Raw genomic sequence first — 20,995 nt, 5'->3', positions numbered from 1 at the left:
TTTATTGCACCCAAACCTCGACGCGGCGATTTACTTTGCGGCCCCATTCGGTGTCGTCGCACGCCATGGGCATGGCTTCGCCAAAACCTTCGGACGTAATCTCAATGCTTTCAGGTATGCTGGTTTCAACCGCCGCCAGCACAAGGTTGCGGACAGTCTGAGCACGGCGGAGCGCAATGCTTGTGTTTGCCTTGGCGCCGCCAACGCCGTCACTGAAGCCCACAAAGCTGAGCTTCTGCAAGTCCAGAGTGCCGCTTTCCAAGGCTTGGGCCAGTTGCAGGATATTTGATCGCGACTGGGCATCCGGGCGGGATGAACCTGGCTCGAACCGGAAAGACAGCGATAGGCGTGTCATCGGGCGCAAAGTTTCGATCATGCGTTGCAGCGTGTCCAAACCGACCTCTGCCCCGCCAGTTGCGATGGCATTTGCCAACCGATCCCCTTGCAGGCCTATCCGAATCTCTTCCGTCGATTGATCAACAAACCCGGCCTGCCGGATCACGCTCTGCGCGTCACGACTTTGTGTGTAAGCCAGAAACTGACGGGCCATCCGAGGCAGGCGGCGCTGTGGCAAATACAGAAACATCGGCGAGGTCAGTGGATAGTCCTCGGTCTTTACCGATTGACGCGTTGCCATGATGGCGTGGCCGCAGCCTCCGGCCAGCGGCAGCGCGCGCGCCGCCCCTGTTTCGGCCAGGCTGGCGATGCCAATGGCAAAAGGATCAGCCGAGACCGCGCGGACCAGATCGCTGTTTCGGGGATGGCGCGTAATTGTGTTGGACACAGTGGCATCAACCGGCTTCATAAGCAGATCGTCCACCGCCTGCGCGAGACCCGATGCTGAACCGGTGAGATTCAAGGCAATTGGGGCATCCGGACCACCCAGATCAAACCAATTGGTGATCTCACCAGAAAACACGCGCGCCAGTTCAGCAGCTGAGATTTTCTGTACGGGATTGTCGGTTGCGACAACGGGCACGATCGCGTCCAGTGCCAGAACCCGAGAAAGCCGTGGGCGGGTCAAATCCCCGAGCCCGGCCTCTTGTGCCAATTCTTGTTCGGCCGGGCGAATCTCTCGCTGAGCCAGAACTATATCCGCGGCATTCTCGGCCAGATCTGCGAAGCCCTGACCTGTATCAGTTGCCCTCAGGATCAAACGCGCAAGCGGAGCCTGCCGATCTGGCTGGTACAATGCAAATGTGAATCCTTCTTCGGATTGTTTGACGCTCAGCCCTTCTTGTGCGGCGAAACCTTGTATCAATGCGGGCAGCAGAGTTTCGGCCATGACCGATGCGCCCGACAATCGAATCTCGGCGACGAAATCGGTCAGGCTGGGGCAGGCGGGGCCATCACAAGTGACGCCTGAACCATCGATTGTCAGCTCACCGAATTGAGTATCGACGCGATAAAACTCACCATCATAGCCCAGCAGCGTGCCGACAACTTCAACCTGACCATCATGAGATGTGAGGGTAATGTCTTGCGCATGCGCTCCATGCGCTGCCAACATGGTGAAAAGCGCGGCCAGAACCGCACGAACAGTTTTCATGTGAGACCTAAGTCCTGCCTGCTGCTTATTTTGCAGCGATTGTCAGGTCTGGGAACAGATTATTCAACACCAGAAAATCACCGGTCGCCTCGCAGCCGGGTAATTCAAGCGTATGTTCACGCGAACGCAGACGTTGACCCGTGCGCCATTCCAGCGATTGCACATTCAGGGATTTGCCGCAGTTCACCTCGGTCACTTCGGTTTCGACCGACAATGCGATTGATCCGTCTTGGTCGACCGACTGGATCGGGAAGGAATACACTTCGATGTTACGCACCGCGTCCGACTCGCCCTGACCCAAGTGGATCACAGACCCCGTCCCGGTGTCAGAGCCAGACCACACATGGCCCGCTTCACCATAGCCCGCACCGAATTCCAATGCATGTAGTTGCAGGTCAGTTTGGCCCTGCCACTGCAGCGCGATCCGGCTGAATTCGTTGATCTCGGGCACATGGGTTGTTGCAACCGTGCCCTCACCATCCGGCAACGAGATCAGGAAAATGGCGTATTCGGACAGCGCCGGGACAGTCATGTTCAAGCCGCCAAGCGCATCGGTTTCAGTGCTGAAAATCAGCCCGTTGTGGTGAACCTCGATGGTCACGTTTGCATGGCACGGGGCTTTGACCCGCAGCCGCGCATTTGCGCCAGGTACGGCCAAGGCGCGTGCGCTCAGGTCGCAATTCGACGGCAAACGGCTTTGAGCAGGTGCTGGAAGCGAGGGTGTGGGTAGCACATCGTCGCGCGCATCAGATGGGGAAGATGACGTCAGCACAACGCTCTGAAGCCCGGCAAGGTCTGCACCCTGCTCGGATATCGATGCTACGCGCGCGCCACTTGGCTCAGCGCTGGGTTGCTGCGCCGATCCGCTTTGCATCAAATATCCAATGGCCAAGGCGCAGGCAACGGTTCCGCCCGTGGTCACGTAGTTCTTTATTACAAACAAGACACCCTCCCCAGTTGAAGGAGCAGGCCTTAACTTGCCTTCGAATCAAGGCCAATATGTGGCCTTGAGGCGGACTCATTGTGTTTGAAAGCAGGTAACCCTAGGTCAATCTGCCGTGGCAATGTTTGAATTTCTTACCTGAGCCGCACGGACAAGGATCGTTGCGTGACGGATTGCCCCAGGTCGATGGATCATCTTCGACAAAGCTCGGGCGCCTGTCACCGGATGCTTCGGCCTCGGCGATTGCCTCGGCCTTCTCGGCGGCTTGATCCACGGTTTTCTGGGTCTGTGCCTGTTGCGCCGCCATTTGGGCGAGCATTTCCTTTTGCTCTTCCTCGCTTAGTGGGCGAACGCGAGACAACTGCTGGGTCACGGTTTCACGCAGCGAATCCAGCATTCCTTCAAACAGTTGGAAGCTTTCAGTCTTGTATTCGTTCAGCGGATCGCGCTGGGCATAGCCGCGGAAACCTACGACTGAGCGCAGATGTTCCAGCGTCAGAAGATGTTCGCGCCATTTGCCATCAATGGTCTGCAGCAGAACCTGCTTTTCGATAGTGCGCATGTTTTCCGGGCCAAAGGCGACGGCTTTCTGAGCCATCATTTCATCTGTTGCTTTAGTAAGACGTGAACGGATGGCCTCGTCATCGACACCTTCTTCTTCTGCCCAGTCAATCAACGGCACATCTACACCCAGCTTGTCGATAACTGCAGCATAGAAGCCCACGGTATCCCACTGATCCGCGTATGTTTTGGGTGGCATATATTCGTCGATCAGGTCGTCAATCACCTGCTCACGCATGTCCGAGACGACATCCGACAGATCATCTGCCGACATAATCTCGCGCCGCTGGCTAAACACGACCTTTCGCTGGTCATTCATCACATCATCGAACTTCAGAACGTTCTTGCGCATGTCAAAGTTGCGACCTTCGACCTTGGACTGCGCTCGTTCCAGCGACTTGTTCACCCAGGGGTGAATGATCGCCTCGCCTTCTTTCATGCCCAGCGTGGTCAGGACTTTGTCCAACCGCTCCGAGCCGAAAATGCGCATCAGGTCGTCTTCGAGGCTCAGGTAAAACACAGTGCGGCCCGGGTCACCCTGACGGCCTGAACGACCGCGCAGCTGGTTGTCGATCCGGCGGCTTTCGTGGCGTTCGGACGCCATGACGTAAAGACCACCGGCCTCTAGCACCTTGTCTTTTTCTTCAGCGTGCTTGGCTTCCTCCGCCGCACGCAGCTCGGCCGGATCGGCCTCGGGGTTTTCTGCCAGCGCCTGCAAAACCTTCATCTCGACATTGCCGCCAAGCTGAATGTCGGTGCCGCGGCCCGCCATGTTGGTGGCGATGGTCACCGCGCTCAGGCGTCCGGCATCGGCTACGATCTGGGCTTCCTGCTCGTGCTGGCGGGCGTTCAGAACGTTGTGTTCGATGCCTTCCTTGGTCAGCAACTGACTGATCACTTCGGACTTTTCAATCGACGTGGTACCGACCAGCACCGGTTGACCCTTTTCACCGGCCTTTTTGACCTGCTTGATGATGGCGTCATATTTCTCGGCCGTGGTGCGATAGACCTGATCGTCCTTGTCCACACGTGCAATCGGCTTGTTGGTTGGAACCTCGACAACACCCAGACCATAGATTTCCTGGAATTCTTCCGCCTCGGTTAGTGCCGTACCGGTCATGCCCGACAGCTTGTCATAAAGGCGGAAGTAGTTCTGGAAGGTCACGCTGGCTAGCGTCACGTTCTCGGGCTGAATCTGAACACCTTCCTTGGCTTCGATCGCCTGATGTAGACCTTCGGACATACGGCGGCCCGGCATCATTCGTCCGGTGAATTCGTCGATCAGAATCACGTTCCCGTCGCGAACGATATAGTCCTTGTCCCGCTGGAACAGCTTGTGCGCACGCAGGCCTTGATTGACGTGGTGCACAACGGTCGTGCTTTCGGGATCGTACAACGAATGCCCTTCGGGCAGCAGACCTGCGGCCAGCAAACGCTCTTCGAGGAACTCGTTGCCCTCATCCGTAAAGGTTACACTGCGGGTCTTTTCATCCAGAGAGAAGTGATCATCTTGCAGTGCCGGGATGACAGCATCGATCGCCGTATACAGGTCTGACCGGTCTTGCGCTGGCCCCGAGATGATCAGCGGCGTTCGCGCCTCATCGATCAGGATCGAGTCCACCTCATCCACAATCGCGAAATTGTGGTGCTTTTGATAGACCTGCTCTAGATCAGCCTTCATGTTGTCGCGCAGATAATCGAAGCCCAGCTCGTTATTGGTGGCATAGGTGATGTCGCAGTTATACGCCGCCATCTTCTCGGCATCGGGCTGGCCCGACCAGATCACACCGGTGGTCATGCCCACGGCGGCAAACACATTGCCCATCCATTCCGAGTCGCGCTTGGCTAGGTATTCGTTCACCGTAACCACATGCACGCCCTTGCCGGTCAGCGCGTTCAGATAGGCAGGTAAGGTGGCAACCAGGGTCTTACCTTCGCCCGTCTTCATTTCCGAGATATTGCCCTGATGCAGGAAGATGCCGCCCATCAGCTGCACGTCAAAGGCCCGCAGACCCAGCGCGCGCTTGGCGCCTTCGCGGACATTGGCAAAGGCTTCGGGCAAAAGGTCATCCAGCTTTTCACCATCCAGCGCCCGTTTGCGCAGTTCGGCAGTCTTTTCGATCAGGCCTTCATCCGACAGTTTCTCAAACTCTGGTTCCAGCGCGTTGATCTTATCGATCAGGGGGCGGGTCGCCTTGATCTTGCGGTCGTTCGGTGTTCCGAACACCTTTTTGGCGAGCGTTCCGAGTCCCAGCATGTTCACTCCAGCGGATCTGTTCTTATCGTGGTTGCGACAGGCTTGCCCACCTTGCGCGCAACCCATAGATACGGGGGGTGAAAGGCGGCCCTGTCCAAGGCTTCAAAGCGATGTAAGCGGCAGGTTCCACAGTGTCAACGCTGCGCCCTGTCGCGGCCAAGAAATAGGATGATTCCATGCCCAAAGGCCTCACTTTTCTGCCATCGCTGGCACTGACCGCCGTGATGGCCCTGCCATTGGCCGCCGAAACCAAGCCCGATGCCTCGACCGTTGTGGCGCGTGTGAACGGCGATGAGATCACATTGGGTCACGTCATCGCCACCGCGTCTGCCCTGCCTGCGCAGTATCAGCAATTGGAAGACGACGTTCTGTATGACTTCATAGTTGAACAACTGGTCCAGCAGCATCTTCTTGGGCAAGAGCAAGAAGCGCTGAGCCCCCTGAACGCGCTACGGCTGGACAACGAAACCCGGTCCTTGCGCGCGGTGCAAACAGTCGAAGCGGTCACTGCCGCCCAAGTCACGGATGAGGCCATCCAAGCCGCCTATGACGCACAATTCGCCGAGTTCGAAGGCGAAGACGAATTCAACGCCAGCCATATTCTGGTCGAAAGCGAAGACGAAGCCAAAGCCATCAAAGCGCAATTGGACGATGGCGCGGATTTCGCCGAGCTGGCCAAAGAGAAATCCACCGGCCCGTCGGGTCCCAATGGCGGCGCGCTGGGCTGGTTTGGCAAGGGCCAGATGGTGCCCGAGTTTGAAAACGCCGTTGTCGCACTGGAAAAGGGCAGCGTGTCGGATCCGGTCCAGACGCAATTCGGCTGGCATCTGGTCACCCTGAATGACAAACGCAAAACCCAGGCGCCAGAACTGGACGCCGTGCGCGAAGAACTTGCCCAGACCCTCCGGCAAGAGGCCATTCAGGCCAAGGTTGACGAACTGACCCAACAGGCAACGATCGAACGCCCCGCGCTGGAAGGTGCCGGCCCCGAGATCATGCGCCAGATCGACCTGCTGCAGGAGTAACCCCCGTGGCCACAATCACCAAGGTTTCCCCGCTGGCCCCGGCGGCCTTCCCCGAATTGCCTGCCATTGATGGCGTGCGCTTTGCCACGGTCGAAGCGGGCGTTCGCTATCAGGGTCGCACCGATGTGATGCTCGCCGTGCTTGATCCTGGCACCTCGGTGGCGGGTGTTTTCACCCGCTCGGCCACCCGCGCGGCACCTGTGCTTGATTGTCAGGACAAGATTGGCGGGTCGTCAGACGGACCAGCGGCGATCCTGGTGAACTCGGGCAACGCTAACGCGTTTACCGGCCATTACGGCCAAACCTCGGTGGCCGAGGTGACGCAGGCCGTCGCCAAAGCCACCGGTGTGGCCGAGCAGCGGGTCTTTACGTCCTCGACCGGCGTGATCGGCGAACCGCTGGCGCATGAGCGTATCGTGGCCAAGCTCGAAGAGCTGAAATCCAGCCTCAGCCGCCACGCCATCGAAGACGCCGCCCGCGCCATCATGACCACCGATACCTTCCCGAAAGGGTCGTCCGCTCAGGTCGAGATCGACGGCAAAACAGTCTCTATTGCAGGGATTGCAAAAGGTTCCGGCATGATCGCGCCTGATATGGCGACGATGCTGGTTTACATCTTTACTGACGCGCAGGTCGACCAATCCGCTTTGCAGGCAATGCTTGGCGCGCAGACCGACCGCACATTCAACTGCATCACTGTGGACAGCGACACCTCAACCTCTGACAGTCTGCTGCTCTGTGCAACCGGAGCCTCGGGTATCGACGCCACCGGCAACGCCGCGTTTGAGCAGGCTTTGGAAACGGTGATGCTGGACCTCGCGCAGCAAGTGGTGCGCGACGGTGAAGGGGCCACGAAATTCGTTGAAATTCGTGTGACCGGCGCCGCCACGGACGCCGACGCCAAAACCCACGGGCTGGCCATCGCCAACTCGCCTCTGGTCAAAACCGCCATCGCAGGCGAGGACCCGAACTGGGGTCGCATCGTCATGGCCATCGGCAAATCCGGCGCTGCCGCCGACCGCGACCTGCTGAGCATCTCGTTCGGAGACATGCTTGTGGCAGAAAAAGGCTGGGTTAGTCCCGACTACCGCGAGGAAGATGCCGCCGCCTATATGAGAGGCCAAGACCTCGTGATCGCCGTCGATCTGGGCTTGGGCGAGGGGACTTCCACCGTCTGGACCTGCGACCTGACCCACGGCTACATCGAGATCAACGCGGATTATCGCTCGTGAAACCGGAGCAATTCCAGCAAAAGTGGAGCCCGGTTTTGCGTCCGGGATCGCGACCATGAAAACTGTCTTAGTATCTGCTGTCGCCCTGATCGACATCGAGGGCCGGGTCCTGCTGGCTCAACGGCCCGAGGGCAAATCCATGGCCGGCCTCTGGGAATTCCCCGGCGGCAAGATCGAACCCGGCGAAACGCCCGAAGTCGCACTGATCCGCGAATTACATGAAGAACTGGGCATCGACACCTGGGCCTCCTGCCTCGCGCCGCTGACATTCGCCAGCCACAGCTATGACGATTTCCACCTGCTCATGCCCCTATTCGCCTGCCGCAAATGGGAGGGGATTCCGCAATCGAAAGAGGGTCAGGCGTTGAAATGGGTGCGCGCGAATGATCTGCGGAACTATCCGATGCCCGCGGCGGATATCCCGCTGATCCCGATTTTGCGGGACTGGTTGTAGTCTCGGGATCAAACCGCGTTGTAGTTTAGTGTCTGGACTGCGGACAAACCGGACTTACAGGCCTCCCCTATCTGTACGCGATTTTGCCGGAAGTTCAAATTGCGATCAGATCAATTCAAAACGCGCAATTCCCGCAGCGGTGAGTATATCGTCGAGATCGTGATCGGTTAGGAATTCGATCACTTCTGAAGCTATGTTTGGGGATGCGGCGTTCCGAAATATTGACATGTCGATTTGTGTCCCAAGATGCTCCGGGAACACCGCTACCGGAACGACTCCAGGTGTGGCAATCACTGTTGTGAGCGGGGCAATCGCAAGTTCGTATTCGCCGGTCGCAACCGATGCCGCAGGCACGCCCCCAGACATCGCATGGCTTTGCGGCAAGACGGAGTCAGTCAGCCCCATGCGCTCCATCACATCCAGATAGGTGTGTCCGCTCGTGCCAGCGCCTGTATAGGCTATGCTTTTCGCACTGCGGAGAAGCGCTTCGATACCATGTGTGTCCGTTATCAATTGGCCATGTGTCGAGCCTTTGCGCGCAACCACAAGTGAGACTCGCCCGAATGCACGGTGGCTGCTTCCGTCTGCAAAGCCATCATCGATCAAGGCCTTCGCGTAAGGTGGATTGGTCAGACCGATGTCATAGCGCTCGCCCGCTCTGAGTCGCTCCGGTATCAGTGGGTTAAGTTCAACCTCCTGTATGAGCCGCACGCCTGTCGCTGCTTCCACGCGCGGCGTGAGGTGCTCCATGACAGCCCGGATCGCCGTAGGAATGAACATCCGCAATGTGGTCGGCATTCTAAAGCTCTCCCCGAGACCCGCATGCTCTGTGGCCCTACAATCAAACGCAATCGTTTTGTGCCCAGCAAGCCCGATTGCGGTGATGTCATTTTGGGCTCATAGTTGCCGTTCACGCAACATTTAGCTCTATCCATCCAAGCTAGGATGCCTGAGAAATCCCAGGCACCATCTTCTCAACCTACAAACCCTACATGTTCGGAAAATAATCCTCGCACTCACCATCGCGATAGACATCCGCGGTACAGCAATGCAAGCCACCGCCAAAGGCGTAGGCGTCACGCAGTTCAACCTCGACAACTTCCATGCCCAGCTTGTCCATCTGCTCGGCCTGATAGACCTCGGATTTCTCGACACAGACGGTTTTGGGGTCCAGCACCAGCACGTTCATCGATAGCCAGGTCGAGGAATAGCACAGCGGTGGGGGTGTATTGTGGGCCGGTTGCGCGGCGTCCACGATCTCCCACCCGTTTTTCTCGAACATGCCGCGCTGATCTTCGGGCAAGCGGCGCTGCGGGTTGTTCAGGATCAGACCGGGGCGCAGCGGTGTGAACGTGGCGTCGATATGGATCGGATAAGGGTCGCCCGGGAAATTCACCGTGTGAACGCGATGGTCCGGGAAGTGACGGCGCAGCCACTCGATCCCCTTGAGGTTGGTGGTAAACCCATGCTGCACCACCAGATCGCGGCCAAAGCGCAGCACATCAGCCGCGTCGAACAAAGGCTCTTCTTCGGTGGTGACAAAGAACTTCTCAGCCGCCCATTGCAGGCGTTTTTCGACACCGATCGTGTCGCTGAGGTAGTCGGGATGGTAATCCGCATCGGTCAGGCGCGGTTTGGGCGCGGCCTCGTGCCGGAAGTTGGGGTCTTCGTCCCAATATTGCTGCATCAGCGGACGATAGTTCAGATATTCGAACCAGCGGCAGCGGTATGACATCGTCGCCTCAAGAATCTCGTGCCCGACGGTCAGCAACACATCGCGCGGGGGCATACAGCCAAACTGGCTAGCCGTATGGAAATCCGGGGTGGTCGCGGGCTGAGAGTGATCGATCGAGGTGGGCCGATCCACACGAATGGCGCGTTTGCGCAGCTGATCGGCGAAATTGTCCAGCAGTTCATTGGCTCGATCGATGGTTTCCTGCGGGCGGCGGCCCCATTGCCCACGCATATCGCTGTCTTCGGGGACCTTGGCGTCCAGCGCGGGTTCTTCGGGCGGAATGTGGCAATCATCTGCGCGGCCGACGATGATGTGGCGCAACGTGTCCCACTCGTTCCAGCTTTTGACTTCGGTTTTGTCGGGCGACCAGGCCATCGCTGTCTCCTGTGATAACGGAGATCAGGACCGGGCCCTCAATCTCCTTGATTGAAAGTCCCGGCGTACAGGATATGGTTCAACGCTGAAATTACACCTGGCGACGCCATCGCCAGAGCATTTTGAGCGCTCATAGCATTGCTTTTGAGCATTGGGAAGTCGGGTGTGTCAGGCCCTGGCCAGATCGATGAGCGGGTCTTTGTTACAATTCGTAAGAATTGAGAAAACATCAGGCAAAACTTGACGTTGATCGTACCACCGTCCCTAATCGGGACAATGGCGTTCGGGCAATGACCCGAACCCGCCATTTCCGGCCCGGGGAGGGGCCGGATGGGGAGGAGAAAAAGATTGGCTCAGACGCAGTCGGGCGCCGAAGGGATGACGTCCCTTCCGGCGCTGCTACACCGCAATGTTGATCAGTTCGGGGACGCTCCGGCGTATCGGGAAAAGGAATTCGGGATCTGGCAATGCTGGACCTGGGCCGAAACGGCCAAGGAAATCCGTGCTATCGCGCTGGGGTTTCTGGAGTTGGGCGTTGAGAAAGGCGACCATATCGCCGTCATAGGCCGCAACCGTCCGGCGCATTACTGGTCAATGGTCGCAGCCCAAATGGTGGGCGCGGTTCCGGTGCCGCTGTATCAGGATTCGGTCGCGGAAGAGATGGCCTATGTGCTGGAGCATTGCGGCGCGAAATACGTTGTCTGCGGCGATCAGGAACAGGTCGACAAGGTTATCGAGATCCAGCAGAACCTGCATCAGGTCAAACATATCCTCTATACCGACAAGCGCGGCATGCGGAAATACGACCATTCCCAGATGAACGCGCTTGAGGACATCATGGCCGAAGGCAGCGCCGGCCACGCCCGGTTTGATGCTGAGCTGGACAAGCGCATCGCGGCAATTACCTATGACGATACCTGCGTGATGCTGTATACCTCGGGCACCACGGGCAAGCCCAAGGGCGTGGTGCTGTCGAACCGGAATGTTATTGAAAGCGCCAAGAATTCCGCAGAGTTCGATCATCTGACCCGAAATGAGGATATCCTGTCCTACCTTCCGATGGCGTGGGTTGGGGATTTCATATTCTCTATCGGTCAGGCCTATTGGTGCGGCTTCTGCGTGAACTGCCCCGAAAGCGCCGACACGATGATGACAGACCTGCGTGAGATCGGGCCGACCTATTTCTTCGCCCCGCCGCGTGTGTTCGAGACCCAGCTGACCAATGTGATGATCCGGATGGAGGATGCGGGCAAGCTGAAGCAGCGCATGTTCCATTATTTCATGGCGCACGCCAAGAAGGTTGGCGGCGTGTTGCTGGACGGCAAACCGGTGGGGTTTGGCGACAAGCTGAAATACGCGCTGGGCAACCTTTTGGTTTATGGGCCGCTGAAGGACACGTTGGGATATGGGCGATTCCGCGTTGGGTACACCGCAGGAGAGGCCATCGGTCCGGAGATTTTTGATTTCTACCGCTCGCTCGGCATCAACCTGAAACAGTTATACGGCCAAACCGAAGCGACCGTATTCATCACCGTGCAGCCGGATGGCGAGGTGCGCGCCGATACGGTTGGGGTTCCTGCGCCGGATGTCGAGTTGAAGATCGACGACAGCGGCGAGATTCACTATCGCTCACCCGGGGTGTTTGTTGAATATTACAACAACCCGGCTTCGACCGCCTCGACCAAGGATGCCGAGGGGTGGGTTGCGACAGGGGATGCCGGGTTCATCGAAGAGAATTCGGGCCATTTGCGGATTATCGACCGCGCCAAAGATGTGGGAAAAATGGCCGACGGGTCGATGTTCGCGCCCAAATATGTCGAGAACAAGCTGAAATTCTATCCCGATATTCTTGAGGTCGTGCTGTTCGGCAATGGTAAGGATCGCTGTGTGGCCTTCATCAATATCGACCTGACCGCGGTAGGGAACTGGGCCGAACGCAACAACGTTGCCTATGCCTCCTATCAGGAGCTGACCGCAAATCCTCAAGTGTTAGAGACGATAAAGGCCCATGTGGAAGAGGTGAACAAATCAGTTGCGGCAGATGAAATGCTGTCAGGCTGTCAGGTGCATCGCTTTGTGGTGCTGCACAAGGAACTGGATGCGGATGATGGTGAAATGACCCGGACCCGCAAGGTGCGTCGCGGATTTGTCGAGGACAAATTCAGCGACATCATAGCCGCGCTTTATGATGGGTCTGAGAGTGTGTCGACCACCACCGAAGTGACCTATGAAGACGGTCGCAAGGGCTCGATTTCAGCAACGCTGGAAATTGTCGACGCAACGGTTGTACCGGTTGCGCAGCACAAGGTGGCCGCGGAATGACAAGCGCCGCTCGACCTGCGGTCATCGCCCCGCCCGCCATCCCGTTTTTCCTGTCAGGGGGATTTTGATGCTGGATAATTCCGAAGGATATGTCACCGAGGACGGCCGCAAGATTGGCGGTGTGGTGATGGAGATGAAAAACATCACCCTGCGCTTTGGCGGCGTGGTGGCGATCAAGGATATCTCATTCGACATTCGCGAGGGGGAGATCCGCGCGATCATCGGGCCGAACGGGGCGGGCAAGTCCTCGATGCTGAATGTGATCTCGGGGTTTTATGTTCCACAGGAAGGTGAGGTCTGGTTCCACGGCGCCAAACGCCCGCAGATGCGGCCATTTGAGGTGGCGCAGCAGGGCATCGCGCGGACCTTCCAGAACATCGCCTTGTTCGAAGGGATGAGCGTTCTGGACAATGTCATGACCGGGCGATTGAGCTTTATGAAGACCAACATATTTCAGCAGGCTTGGTGGAAGGGTAAGGCCGAAGCGGAGGAGACCGAAAACCGCGAGGCGGTCGAGAAGATCATCGACTTCCTTGAAATTCAGCACATCCGTAAAACGCCTGTGTCCCGCCTGCCTTACGGGTTGAAAAAGCGCGTTGAGCTGGCGCGCGCACTTGCGGCGGAGCCCAAGCTGCTGCTGCTGGACGAACCGATGGCCGGGATGAACGTAGAAGAGAAAGAGGACATGAGCCGCTTTATCCTCGACGTGAATGACGAGTTTGGCACCACCATCGCGCTAATCGAACACGACATGGGTGTGGTGATGGACCTGAGCGACCGGGTGGTAGTGATGGATTACGGCAAGAAGATCGGTGACGGCACGCCGGATGAGGTGCGCAGCAATCAAGAGGTCATCGATGCTTATCTTGGGGTCAGCCATGACTGACACCGAGGCAGATATCTGGGGGGGCACCAATGCCTGAACAACTCGTATTCGCGATGGAGGTCATCCTCAACGGTCTGATGGCCGGGGTGCTGTATGCTCTGGTCGCGCTGGGCTTTGTGCTGATCTACAAGGCGTCGGGGATTTTCAATTATGCGCAAGGGGTTATGGCGTTATTCGCGGCGATGACGCTGGTGGGGATCATGAATGGGCAGGTGCCGTTTGCGCATCTGATCAATGCGATCTTTGGCACGCATGTTCATTACTTCGGCTGGAACGTGCCCGCCTTACTGGCAATCATCCTGACCATGGCGGTGATGGTATTGCTTGCCTGGGCGGTGCAGCGCTTTGTCATGCGGCATCTGGTCGGGCAGGAGCCGATTATCCTGTTCATGGCAACCATCGGTCTGGCCTATTTCCTTGAAGGTGTGGCCGACCTGATGTGGGGATCCGAGATCAAGACGCTGGATGTGGGTTTGCCGCAAGGGATCAACCTGTGGATTGATGAATCGACATTCCAGATCTTCGACTATGGGTTCTTTATCGACAATCTGGATATCGTGGCAACGATCATAGCGGCGCTGCTGGTGGCGGCTTTGGTGGCGTTCAGCCAGTACACCAAGCAGGGCCGGGCCATGCGCGCCGTGGCGGATGACCATCAGGCGGCGCTGTCGGTGGGGATTTCGCTGAACTTCATCTGGATCATGGTTTGGTCGGTGGCCGGATTTGTAGCGCTGGTCGCGGGGATCATGTGGGGTACCAAATCGGGTGTTCAGTTCTCACTGTCGCTGATCGCTCTCAAGGCTTTGCCGGTGCTGATGCTGGGTGGATTCACGTCGATCCCTGGTGCCATCGTGGGCGGGCTGATCATCGGCGTGGGCGAGAAACTGTTTGAGTTCGCAATTGGCCCGATGGTTGGAGGCGCGACCGAGAACTGGTTCGCCTATGTGTTGGCCCTGATCTTCCTTGTTTTCCGACCGCAAGGTCTGTTCGGCGAGAAGATCATTGAGAGGGTGTGACGCGTGACCAAGCTGATCGCCATCATAAATGTGATCGCCTGGGCCGGGTTCTGGGCTTTTGGCTACATCGCGCTGACGTCGGATGATCTGACCGACAGCCAGCTTGTGGTGGCCGCGATCCTGGCCTTTGCCGGGCTGATCATGGGCATCCTTGCTTACATGAAACTGGTACGCGCGTCGGAAGCCAGCGGATATGCCAAAGGCTCTAACCAACTGGACGCTGTGGCCCGAAACCGGGCGCAAGAAGAATGGGGAAAGTAAGATATGTTCTATCGTGAGGCCGGGGATTTCAAAACCTCGTACATAGATGACAGCCAGACTTTCCCGATCAAGTTTGACCGGTATCGGTACTATGTGGTGCTGGCGGTGGCGTTTGGGATCATTCCGTTCATCATCAACGATTACTGGGCGAATGCCTTGCTGCTGCCGTTTCTGATCTACGCAATTGCGGCGATTGGGCTAAACATTCTGGTGGGCTATTGTGGGCAGGTTTCGCTGGGCACCGGTGGATTCATGGCCGTGGGGGCGTATGCCTGTTACAAGCTGATGACGGCCTTTCCCGATGTCAGCATGTTCATCCATGTCCTGCTGGCCGGAGGAATTACAGCCTTTGTCGGCGTGTTGTTTGGTCTGCCGTCGCTCAGGATCAAAGGGTTCTATCTGGCGGTGGCAACGCTGGCGGCACAGTTCTTCCTTGTCTGGCTGTTTAACCGAGTACCCTGGTTCTACAACTACTCAGCATCAGGCCAGATCAACGCACCGGAGCGGGATGTGTTCGGTATCATCATTACCGGACCAAACGCACCGGCCTGGGCCACATATCTGTTCTGCCTGATTTTCCTGACCGTCTGCGCCATCATCGCGCGTAATCTGACGCGTGGCACCACGGGTCGCACATGGATGGCGATCCGTGACATGGACATCGCGGCCGAGATCATCGGGGTAAACCCGCTAAAGGCCAAGCTCACCGCCTTTGCTGTCAGCTCGTTCTTTGTTGGCATCGCAGGGGCTCTGTTCTTCGCTGTCTATCTGGGCGCGGTTGAGGTTGGCGAGGTGTTCGGCATCCAGAAATCATTCCTGGTGCTGTTCATGGTCATTATTGGCGGATTAGGATCTATTTTTGGATCCTTCGCCGGGGCGGCATTCCTGGTATTGCTGCCGGTCGTTCTGAAACTGCTCGGCGTCGATTTGCTGGGCTGGCCAACGGATATCGTGGCGCACCTGAACCTCGTGATCGTGGGCGCACTGATCATCATGTTCCTGATCCTCGAACCGCACGGGCTGGCGCAGCTTTGGCGCGTGGCGAAAGAGAAACTCAGACTCTGGCCGTTTCCGCACTAAGGGGCCGGTCCAATCAATAAAACGGGTGGAAAGCCCGAAACCTAACATCGGATCAACCAAGGGAGGAGACACCCGATGAACAAGAAACTGGCAACCCTGGCGCTGGGCGCCGTGATGGCCGCAGGTCCGGTCATGGCCGATCTCGTGTTCCCGTCGCTCAGCTATCGGACCGGGCCTTATGCGGCTGGCGGTATCCCATTTGCGGACGGATATGCCGACTACTTCACATTGCTGAACGAACGCGACGGTGGCATCGGCGGTGTTCCGGCGCGGGTGATCGAATGTGAAACCGGCTATAACACTGAAAAAGGTGTGGAATGCTATGAATCGACCAAGGGCGAAGGTGCTCTGGTCTATCAGCCTCTGTCGACCGGTATCACCTATCAGCTGATCCCCAAAGTAACCGCAGATGGCATCCCGCTGCACACCATGGGCTATGGCCGGACCTCCGCTGCGAACGGCAAGGTGTTCAGCCATGTATTCAACTATCCAGCCAACTACTGGAACGGTGCGTCAGGCGCGATCAATTACCTGCTGGATGAAAATGGCGGAGATCTGAACGGCAAGAAGATCGCGCTGGTCTACCACAACTCGGCCTACGGCAAAGAGCCGATCCGCACGCTGGAAACACTGGCCGAAAAGCACGGCTATGACCTGACATTGCTGCCCGTAGACCACCCAGGTCAGGAGCAGAAGTCGCAGTGGCTGCAAATCCGTCGTGAAAAGCCGGACTATGTGATCATGTGGGGCTGGGGCGTAATGAACCAGGTTGCGGTTCAGGAAGCCGCCAACATCCGCTTCCCGATGGAGAATTTCATCGGTGTCTGGTGGTCGGGTGCGGAATTCGACGTGGAGCCAGCTGGTGACAAAGCCACCGGCTACAAGGCGCTGACGTTCACCGGTCTGGGCGACGATTATCCGGTCTATGACGACTTGAAGAAATATGTCGTCGATACAGGCAAGGCCGCAGGCGCGGGCGATCAGCTGGGTTCGGTTCAGTATAACCGTGGTCTCTATGCCGCGATGCTGGCGGCCGAAGCGGTGAAGACTGCGCAGGAAATGCACGGCACTGCCGAGATTGACGCATCCATGATGCGCGATGGCATGGAGGCGCTGGATATTACCAACGCCAAGATGGAAGGGCTGGGAATGGCCGGGTTTGGGCCTGAGTTCGCGGTGTCCTGTGACAACCATGGTGGCCCAGGACTGGTTGGCGTCGTCCAGTGGGACGCGGCAGCCGGCACGTGGAACCCGATTCAAGACTTCAAACCGACCGATGCAGAAGTGATCAATGCACTGATCGAAGAAGACTCGGGCGCTTACGCGGCTGAAAACAGCATCTCGCAGCGCTGTGAGTAAGCTGCCCTAGTGTTCCGGATATCCGGGACACATTAAGATCCGGAGCGGCAGTCTGCCTGCCGCTCCTTACGAACCGCCCCGAAGGGGCAGGCATGAGGACACACGCTGATGCTGGATGCGGCACACACCACTGACGTGCAGGCGGAAACCCTGCTTGAGGTCAACAATATCGAGGTGATCTACAACCACGTGATCCTCGTGCTGAAAGGCGTCAGCCTAACCGTTCCCAAAGGCGGCATCACAGCCTTGCTGGGCGGCAACGGTGCAGGCAAGACGACCACGCTGAAGGCGGTATCGAACCTGCTGCACTCGGAACGTGGTGAGGTTACCAAAGGCTCGATCAAGTATCGCGGTGAAAGCGTGCATGAAAGCGACCCTGCCGATCTGGTGGAAAAGGGCGTTATTCAGGTGATGGAGGGCCGTCACTGTTTCGAGCACCTTACCGTCGAAGAAAACCTGCTAACCGGCGCATATACGCGCAAGGACGGCTCGGCTGCGATCCAACAGGATCTGGAACTTGTCTACAGTTATTTCCCGCGCCTGAAAGAACGTCGCCGGTCGCAGGCCGGATACACTTCGGGCGGGGAACAGCAGATGGTCGCGATGGGCCGTGCACTGATGTCACGCCCCGAAACCATCCTGCTGGACGAGCCTTCGATGGGTCTGGCACCGCAACTTGTCGAAGAAATTTTCGGCATCGTGAAGGATCTGAACGAGAAGGAAGGCGTGTCCTTTCTGTTGGCTGAACAGAACACAAATGTGGCTCTAAGGTTTGCCCATTACGGCTATATCCTGGAATCGGGCCGCGTGGTGATGGACGGCCCCGCCGCTGAGTTGCGCGAAAATCCGGACGTGAAGGAATTTTATCTCGGCATGTCAGACGAAGGCCGCAAAAGCTTTCGTGACGTGCGTTCATACCGCCGCCGCAAGAGATGGCTGTAAGCGGGTGGAGGATATTTCGATGACCTATTTCGATAAGCTTGAAACCCGATCCGCCGACGAACGCGCCGCTGATCAACTCAAAGCTCTGCAGGCACAGTTGACTCGCGCGGCGTCTGTTCCGGGCGCATGCAGGATTACAGATCACGATGTTCATGACCTGTCTGAACTTAGTGGGCTTCCGGTTCTACGTAAGTCGGATCTGAGTGCTTGGCAGACCGAAAACCCTCCTTTCGGGGGTATCTACACCGCAAATGTCGCGCACATATTTCAAAGCCCGGGCCCAATCTATGAACCTGGCGGTGTTACGCACGATTGGTGGCGAATGGGGCGGTTCCTACATGCGGCGGGTGTTGTTAAGGGTGACATCGTACAGAATTGCTTTGGCTATCACCTGACCCCCGCAGGTATGATTTTCGAAAGCGGCGCGCGGGCCGTTGGGGCCGTGGTGCTACCTGCTGGGACGGGGCAGACCGAATTGCAAGTCACGGCCGCCCGCGATGTGGGCTGTACGGCCTATGCGGGCACGCCGGATTACCTTAAGATCATTCTTGATAAAGCAGATGAGATGGGTGTCGCGCTGAAGTTCTCAAAAGCTGCGGTAGGGGGTGGTGCGCTGTTTCCATCCTTGCGTCAGGAATACGCGGATCGCGGCATCAGCTGCCTGCAGTGTTATGCGACCGCAGATCTTGGCAACATCGCTTATGAAAGCCCTGCGATGGAGGGGATGATCATCGACGAGCATGTGATCGTCGAGATTGTCACCCCCGGCACCGGCACGCCGGTTGTCCCCGGAGAAGTGGGCGAGGTTGTGGTGACTACGCTCAACCCCGACTATCCGTTGATCCGCTTTGCCACCGGCGATCTGTCAGCGATCATGCCCGGAGAGTCACCTTGTGGCCGCACGAATTTGCGGATCAAGGGCTGGATGGGTCGTGCTGATCAGACGACCAAAATCAAGGGCATGTTTGTCAGACCAGAACAGGTTGCAGCGTTGGTTGAAAAGCATGATGAAATCGTCAAGGCCCGCGTAATTGCCGCCCGCCAAGGTGAGATGGACACCATGACCGTCCAGATCGAGAGCCCGCGCGAAAATGACAACGCTTACGCCAAATCGGTTGTTGAGGTGCTCAAACTCAAAGGCGCCATCGAGGTTGTGGCGCCGGGCTCACTGCCCAAAGACGGGTTGGTGATCGAGGATCAGCGTGTCTATGAGTAACACCTGCGGTAGCGTATGCCGTAGATTTGTTGCGCGCTGCACTGGTGTTTCTTAGCGTTTTGGTCGATTAAAGGCTGAACCTCGGGGACTATCAGTCACGCATCATGGCCGAAATCGAATACGCAGAACACGGAACACGCAATCGCGGTGCGTTTGGCACGCGGCTCGTCGCAGCCGTTTCGTATGCAGTGGCAGCGGCCTGTCTTTTGCCAATGGTGGCCGTTGTTCTGGCGGCCGTCACCGGTGGGACGGATACGGTATCTCATTTGTTAGAGACTGTGTTACCGAGATATGCACTGACGACGGCTGTCCTTGTGGTGCTGGTGGCTGCGGGTACATTCTCGATCGGAGTTGGGGCGGCTTGGCTGGTCACGATGACACGGTTTCCGGGGGTCAGGTTCCTTGAAATCGCTTTGGTACTGCCATTGGCCTTCCCGGCCTACGTTCTGGCCTACGCGTATACGTTCATCCTCGACCATCCCGGAATTGTCCAATCTACGCTGCGTGATGTGACAGGCTGGGGCCCGCGTGACTATTGGTTCCCCGAGATCCGCTCGACCGAGGGTGCGGCTGTGATGCTGATCCTCGTGCTTTATCCTTATGTCTACTTGTTGGCGCGTGCGGCATTCCTGCAGCAAAGTGCTACGGCTTTTCTAGCGGCGCGCGCGCTGGGCAACGGGCCTTGGCATGCGTTCTGGCGGGTGTCCCTGCCCATGGCGCGCCCGGCGATTGCCGGGGGTGTCTTGCTTGCAGTGATGGAGACCATCGCTGATTTCGGCACCGTCGCCTATTTCGGAGTTCAGACCTTTGCCACTGGCATCTACACCAGTTGGTTTTCGATGGCGGACCGGGCGGCAGCGGCGCAGCTAGCCCTTTGCTTGCTGGCTTTCGCGCTGGTCATGGCAGTGACCGAACGCACTCAGCGGGGGAAGGCAAAATACTATCAGGCAGGCAAAAATGGTCGGTCGCAGCCAGCCGCCCAATTACGGGGCTGGCAGGCTGTAGGTGCCTTCACTCTTTGTGTAATCCCGGTGGTGTTTGGGTTTTTATTGCCGGTCGTCATTCTGGTTGAGATGGGGCTTGAATCCGAACAAAACCTGCTTACACCCCGGTACCTGGGCTTTATCCGCAATTCCCTGATCCTGGCTGGAACAGCTGCGGTCGTAACGGTAAGCGCTGCGATCTGTATTGGGTTTTTTCAACGCCTAAGACCCGGGCGGGGCTCAGCAATGACCGGGTATGTGGCGCGCCTTGGATATGCGGTTCCGGGCGGGGTGATTGCGGTTGGTCTGATTGTTCCCTTTGCGGGTTTTGACAATGCGCTGGACGCATGGATGCGCAATACCTTCGATATTTCCACGGGTTTGCTGGTCACCGGGTCGATCTGGCTGTTGGTTGCGGCCTATATGGTGCGGTTTCTTGCAGCCGCGCTTAGCGCCTATGAGGGCGGGCAAAGCACAGTACACGCCAATATGGATGCCGCAGCGCGATCATTGGGCCAGACACCGCTGGGAACCTTGCGCCGCGTGCATTTGCCGATCCTGACACCATCACTTCTGACGGCACTGCTGATCGTCTTTGTCGATGTGATGAAAGAACTGCCCGCGACATTGATCATGCGGCCATTCAACTTCGACACGCTGGCAGTGCAGGCTTATCGCCTTGCCTCGGATGAACGGCTTGAGGGGGCAGCTGTCCCGTCACTGGTTATTCTCGCTGTTGGGCTATTGCCGGTGATCCTGATCTGTCGACAAGTCGGACGGCGCTAGAATGCGAGCGATT

General features: G+C 57.6%; 17 protein-coding genes. 12 read left to right on the top strand and 5 right to left on the bottom strand.

What is annotated here, in order from left to right:
• Position 1: 1 nt before the first annotated feature.
• The 3 genes from ACR0NN_RS17665 to secA form a co-directional block, all read right to left on the bottom strand.
• Positions 2-1,549, bottom strand: a complete 1,548-nt coding sequence (locus ACR0NN_RS17665; RefSeq protein ID WP_480685228.1) for a phosphate ABC transporter substrate-binding/OmpA family protein — start codon at positions 1,547-1,549, stop codon at positions 2-4.
• 25 nt (positions 1,550-1,574) lie between these two features.
• Positions 1,575-2,492 (bottom strand): hypothetical protein, encoded by a 918-nt coding sequence (locus ACR0NN_RS17660; RefSeq protein WP_480685227.1) that lies wholly within the window; start codon positions 2,490-2,492, stop codon positions 1,575-1,577.
• Positions 2,493-2,592: 100 nt separating this feature from the next.
• Positions 2,593-5,310, bottom strand: a complete 2,718-nt coding sequence (secA, locus tag ACR0NN_RS17655) for a preprotein translocase subunit SecA (protein WP_170722802.1) — start codon at positions 5,308-5,310, stop codon at positions 2,593-2,595.
• Between the two features lie 176 nt (positions 5,311-5,486).
• Between secA and ACR0NN_RS17650 the strand changes: the two genes are divergently transcribed.
• Genes ACR0NN_RS17650 through mutT form a run of 3 tightly spaced genes read left to right on the top strand, consistent with a single transcriptional unit; the run spans position 5,487 to position 8,021 of the window.
• On the top strand, positions 5,487-6,335 hold the full coding sequence (locus ACR0NN_RS17650) for a peptidylprolyl isomerase (protein ID WP_170722805.1): 849 nt from the start codon (positions 5,487-5,489) through the stop codon (positions 6,333-6,335).
• A gap of 5 nt (positions 6,336-6,340) precedes the next feature.
• Positions 6,341-7,567, top strand: coding sequence for a bifunctional glutamate N-acetyltransferase/amino-acid acetyltransferase ArgJ (gene argJ / locus ACR0NN_RS17645; protein ID WP_170722807.1), 1,227 nt, complete (start codon positions 6,341-6,343; stop codon positions 7,565-7,567).
• 55 nt (positions 7,568-7,622) lie between these two features.
• A complete protein-coding gene (gene mutT / locus ACR0NN_RS17640) occupies positions 7,623-8,021 on the top strand; it encodes an 8-oxo-dGTP diphosphatase MutT (protein WP_170684815.1) in 399 nt (132 codons plus the stop codon).
• A gap of 105 nt (positions 8,022-8,126) precedes the next feature.
• On the opposite strand, the gene ACR0NN_RS17635 is transcribed toward mutT, so the two are convergent.
• Both ACR0NN_RS17635 and ACR0NN_RS17630 read right to left on the bottom strand, forming a co-directional pair.
• Positions 8,127-8,819 (bottom strand): substrate-binding domain-containing protein, encoded by a 693-nt coding sequence (locus tag ACR0NN_RS17635; protein ID WP_170722809.1) that lies wholly within the window; start codon positions 8,817-8,819, stop codon positions 8,127-8,129.
• A 190-nt stretch (positions 8,820-9,009) separates the two neighbouring features.
• Positions 9,010-10,131, bottom strand: a complete 1,122-nt coding sequence (locus ACR0NN_RS17630) for an amidinotransferase domain-containing protein (protein ID WP_170722812.1) — start codon at positions 10,129-10,131, stop codon at positions 9,010-9,012.
• Between the two features lie 378 nt (positions 10,132-10,509).
• On the opposite strand from ACR0NN_RS17630, the gene ACR0NN_RS17625 reads away from it, so the two are divergent.
• The 9 genes from ACR0NN_RS17625 (at position 10,510) to ACR0NN_RS17585 (ending at position 20,982) form a co-directional block, all read left to right on the top strand.
• Positions 10,510-12,453, top strand: a complete 1,944-nt coding sequence (locus tag ACR0NN_RS17625; protein WP_170722986.1) for an AMP-binding protein — start codon at positions 10,510-10,512, stop codon at positions 12,451-12,453.
• A 67-nt stretch (positions 12,454-12,520) separates the two neighbouring features.
• Positions 12,521-13,339 (top strand): ABC transporter ATP-binding protein, encoded by an 819-nt coding sequence (locus ACR0NN_RS17620; RefSeq protein ID WP_170722814.1) that lies wholly within the window; start codon positions 12,521-12,523, stop codon positions 13,337-13,339.
• A 29-nt stretch (positions 13,340-13,368) separates the two neighbouring features.
• Positions 13,369-14,355 carry a branched-chain amino acid ABC transporter permease gene (locus ACR0NN_RS17615; RefSeq protein WP_170722816.1) on the top strand — a complete coding sequence of 329 codons (987 nt, stop codon included), beginning with the start codon at positions 13,369-13,371 and terminating at the stop codon, positions 14,353-14,355.
• Between the two features lie 3 nt (positions 14,356-14,358).
• Positions 14,359-14,616 carry a hypothetical protein gene (locus ACR0NN_RS17610; protein WP_170684827.1) on the top strand — a complete coding sequence of 86 codons (258 nt, stop codon included), beginning with the start codon at positions 14,359-14,361 and terminating at the stop codon, positions 14,614-14,616.
• Positions 14,617-14,619: 3 nt separating this feature from the next.
• On the top strand, positions 14,620-15,696 hold the full coding sequence (locus ACR0NN_RS17605) for a branched-chain amino acid ABC transporter permease (RefSeq protein ID WP_170684829.1): 1,077 nt from the start codon (positions 14,620-14,622) through the stop codon (positions 15,694-15,696).
• Between the two features lie 75 nt (positions 15,697-15,771).
• On the top strand, positions 15,772-17,055 hold the full coding sequence (locus ACR0NN_RS17600; RefSeq protein WP_170722819.1) for an ABC transporter substrate-binding protein: 1,284 nt from the start codon (positions 15,772-15,774) through the stop codon (positions 17,053-17,055).
• 108 nt (positions 17,056-17,163) lie between these two features.
• On the top strand, positions 17,164-17,997 hold the full coding sequence (locus tag ACR0NN_RS17595; RefSeq protein ID WP_170722821.1) for an ABC transporter ATP-binding protein: 834 nt from the start codon (positions 17,164-17,166) through the stop codon (positions 17,995-17,997).
• 19 nt (positions 17,998-18,016) lie between these two features.
• The gene (locus ACR0NN_RS17590) at positions 18,017-19,213 is read left to right on the top strand and encodes an acyl-CoA synthetase family protein (RefSeq protein WP_170722823.1); all 1,197 of its coding nucleotides are present in this window, start codon (positions 18,017-18,019) and stop codon (positions 19,211-19,213) included.
• A gap of 104 nt (positions 19,214-19,317) precedes the next feature.
• Positions 19,318-20,982 (top strand): ABC transporter permease, encoded by a 1,665-nt coding sequence (locus ACR0NN_RS17585; protein ID WP_170722828.1) that lies wholly within the window; start codon positions 19,318-19,320, stop codon positions 20,980-20,982.
• The last annotated feature ends 13 nt before the right edge of the window (positions 20,983-20,995 follow it).

This window comes from Ruegeria sp. BA2, assembly GCF_056539605.1.
The sequence above is the reverse complement of the archived record's forward strand: the minus strand, read 5'-3'. Positions and strand labels throughout refer to the sequence as shown.